At 57.5% G+C, this 3,345-nt stretch carries 4 protein-coding genes and 1 pseudogene; all 5 read right to left on the bottom strand.

Features of this window, described 5'->3' with window-relative positions:
- A pseudogene (locus tag CPT76_RS37090) lies at window positions 1-327 on the bottom strand (alpha-mannosidase); the annotation flags it as partial.
- 7 nt (window positions 328-334) lie between these two features.
- Window positions 335-667 carry a hypothetical protein gene (locus CPT76_RS06345; RefSeq protein ID WP_105442280.1) on the bottom strand — a complete coding sequence of 111 codons (333 nt, stop codon included), beginning with the start codon at window positions 665-667 and terminating at the stop codon, window positions 335-337.
- Window positions 660-866 (bottom strand): hypothetical protein, encoded by a 207-nt coding sequence (locus CPT76_RS06340; RefSeq protein ID WP_105442279.1) that lies wholly within the window; start codon window positions 864-866, stop codon window positions 660-662. The genes CPT76_RS06345 and CPT76_RS06340 overlap by 8 nt, the downstream gene beginning before the upstream one ends.
- A gap of 5 nt (window positions 867-871) precedes the next feature.
- Complete coding sequence (locus CPT76_RS06335) at window positions 872-1,723, bottom strand: sugar phosphate isomerase/epimerase family protein (protein WP_105442278.1); 852 nt, start codon at window positions 1,721-1,723, stop codon at window positions 872-874.
- A 72-nt stretch (window positions 1,724-1,795) separates the two neighbouring features.
- The coding region (locus tag CPT76_RS06330; RefSeq protein ID WP_105442277.1) for a hypothetical protein at window positions 1,796-3,345 on the bottom strand (1,550 nt) is incomplete at its 5' end.

Genomic DNA, 3,345 nt, shown 5'->3' with positions numbered 1-3,345 from the left:
CGTCGATCCGTTTACGCATTCCAGGAGCGGTGCCATCCGCTGCCGGCAATTGCGAACGTTATCCATCAGCGCATCCTTCGCAAGCCCCCAGTCGATCGTCCGGACGACCTCCGTCAGCCCGCGGTCGATTTCCGCCGCGCGCAGCGAATCCGGATCGATATGATTTCTGACTTGAACCAAACATTCCAAATCGATATAAAATTGATAGATTTCCTCTTCAAAAAAGCAAAGCTGCGATTCCCCAAGCACCGGCTGGATGCCCGAATGGCCAGCACACGCCTCGGCAGCGACTTCAAACCGCTCGCCGGCCTTAGCGCTGCGTGTCAACGTCACGTCATGGTGCTGAAGATCCAGCGCCCCCCCGTACGATTCCGTTCACGTAGACCGTCGCCTCCGAACCGAAATCGGCCCGGATGACCAAGCGTTTGCCCTCGGCTTCCATGGGAGCGGTAACCGATGAGCGAAGCCATGCATACATCCAGTCTCCGCCCCACCGGTCGCCCGGCTCGATCGCCTCAAATCGGTTACTCTCTATTTCTTCGCAGGATAGCCGCTCCTTCGTGACAAAGCAGGTAAAATCGACCGGCGAGACCACCGTATAAATGTAACGGTTTTTATCCTTCAGCAGCTTCTCAACATGGTATAGAATCTCTTTTCTCTTATCCAAATGACGGATCACATCCTATGAATTGATCTGGGTTGCAGCGGATGCCGCTGTACCGGAGCGTGGCGAGACCATGCTGCTGCAGCGACAGGTTCACACGAGAGGACGGCCGGATCACGTCCGCCCAGGATCCAAGGGGCATATGCCCCTTAATCCCGCCGTTGTATCCGTGTACAAAATACGATGTTACCGCCCGCTCCATCGGACTCATCTCCTTCCCGCACCGATTCCGGCAGCGGTGAATACGCGATCGAACCCGGCTTTGGAGCGGCGAATCAGCTGTTCCGGCGTGTCCTCCGGCATGGCCGGCGTCAGCACTTCCTGCGATACGATACCGTCATATCCGATGCGCTGCAGCCCTCTTAAAAAGCCCTCCAAATCGATGACGCCTTCCCCAGGGTACAGACGCCCGTTATCCAGCACGGCCTCGACCGGCAGATCCGGTGCGTCGTTGATATGCACGTGAACGATCTGCTGCGGCTGCAGCCGCTCGATGTCGTCTACGGAGAGACCGTTCGTATACCAATGATACGCATCCAGCAGCAGGCCGACATTCGGCTCGCCGATCGCTTCGACCCAATCCAGCGTCTCTTCCATCGTCCAGATAAAAGGGTATTTCCACGCCGTCCGCAGATGATGCGGACCAACGAATTCCAGTCCGAGCCTGATGCCATAGGCGCCGAGAATTTGGGCGCAGATGCGCAGGCGCCGGGTGGCGACGGCCATGAAGTGCGCCGGTTTGGCGTCGGTCGATGGAAGAATGTACGTGCAGCAGCGCGTACATCCCACCGCCCGGGCCGCGGCAGCCGCTTCCGTCAGGCCAGGCAGCCCGGCGAGGAACTCGTCCTCGCCCGCCCTCCATTCCACAGGCAGGCCGATCGCGCCGATGACGACTCCGTGCCGCTCAAGCTCAGCCGCAGCCCCCTCTGTTCCCAGCCGCTCGATCAATCTCCGGGCATCGATGTCAACCGCTTGAAAACCGCCCTCACCCGCCAATTCGATGAACCTCTCTTCACTTTCGACTGCTCCCAAACCGGCAAGCGTCAATCCCTTCAGCATGTGATATTCCTCCTCACTGATGTTTGAAAAAAATCTCCATCCCATTGCAATATGCCTGAGCAACCCGGCGATCTATGAACCACTCGTTCCCTGGACCGGTGTCAGCCCAAGCTTCGGATTGGCCAAGTCGAGCTTATACATGACCTGATTGTAGTTATAACGCGGCGTCGGGACATGATTGGTGAACGTATTCGTATACGTGCCCTCGAAGTAGATGATCCGGCCGCCCTCCTTATTGAAAAACTTATGCTGGGCCACGTTATAAAAAGTATAGTTGTTATGCGTGACGATCTTTTTGGCCGTGGTCCAAGGACCTTGAGGCGCGGGAGCTTCCGCGTACCAGATTTCTCCGAGCACGGAGGACTTGCCTTGCATCTGCTGCCCGATCATCACGTAACGCTGCCGGTAATCGTTCCATTCGATGGAGCTTGAAGCGATTTGGACCTCTTCGCCGGTATCGGCGTCTTTTAATTGAAAGTAGGTTGGATCGTCCGTCCGGATCAGCCCGGCATCGATCAGTTCCTTCTCTTGAACCTGGGTGAGCGGCGGGGTGTTCTTTTTCCAGCCCCATACGAGCTGGCCGTCCGCGCCGCGTTCAAGGGATGTTTGGGCCCCGTTGTAAGTCGTTCCCGGCATCAGGCACGTAAACGATTCGTATTGGGTATAATCGGTGATGGCATCATAGCTTGCCGCCACGCGCAGGTTCGGCATCCGGTGTTCGGTAAAAAGCCAGTATCCCTTGCCGCCCTCCTCGTAATAAGCCGCCTGGCCGCCCGGATGGCGCCAATCGTCTTTGGAAGGGAACTGGACGACCTGCTCGAACTCCTTCTTCTCGTCGTTAAAGGCAAGAATGCCGAAGGCGCTGAGCTCGGGATTGTGCGTGCTGTACCCGGCGAGCAGGCGTTCCTGCCCGCTGCCGTCTTTGGCGGTCATCAAGCCGAACACCCAGGCGATGCCGGCACCGTCAGGCAGCTGGGGAACCAGGCTTTTAACGAAACCGTCCTCTTTCGTAAAGTAATCCAAATCGATGCCGGTATCGGGATCGAGACCCCCTTTTTCCGGCAGCTTCGATGTAGCACCCGTCACACGGAAGTTCCCAAGGGGATAAGCGGGTCTGTCCGTATCGCCCCAGAACCAGTACAGCCGATTGCGGTACTTTATCGTTTGGACGGAGTCCTGACCCATCACGAGCCCGTTCAGGAGCGGCTCCTTGAGCGGCGGCTTCTGGCCAAGCAGGACGCTGTCCCGGTAGATGCCCTGACCGGTGACCCGGTATAACCGCTCAGCAATGTTGACCCGGTCCATTTTCAGCGTCACGCTTCCGCCGGGCGTCACTTCAACAGCCTGGCCGCGGTAACCGAACATGTCTATCGGCACCTCATAGCCGTCGCTCGACATATGGAAAAAGACCGTTTGATCCATCAAGCCCGGCTCATTGAAAGCCACGACACCTGCGCTGTCCGTATAGTACAACATATTGTTCGTCGTCTTCAGTTCGACCAGCGGAATCCCCCGACCCGTCTCGGCATCCACGACTTTGATCATAAACGGCTTCTGAACCACTTTCTTAGCGCTGCTTACATCCGGCATGGCGCTATTCCCTTCCGCCTGAGCCGCCATCG

Source organism: Paenibacillus sp. AR247, from assembly GCF_002968895.1.
Taxonomy (GTDB): Bacteria; Bacillota; Bacilli; order Paenibacillales; family Paenibacillaceae; genus Paenibacillus_AQ; species Paenibacillus_AQ favisporus.
This window is presented reverse-complemented; position numbering and strand designations above follow the sequence as displayed.

Excerpts from the sequence above, each read along its gene's own strand:
- CPT76_RS06335 (WP_105442278.1), bottom strand. The coding sequence starts at position 1,723 with ATGCTGAAGGGATTGACGCTTGCCGGTTTGGGAGCAGTCGAAAGTGAA.
- CPT76_RS06340 (WP_105442279.1), bottom strand. The coding sequence starts at position 866 with ATGGAGCGGGCGGTAACATCGTATTTTGTACACGGATACAACGGCGGG.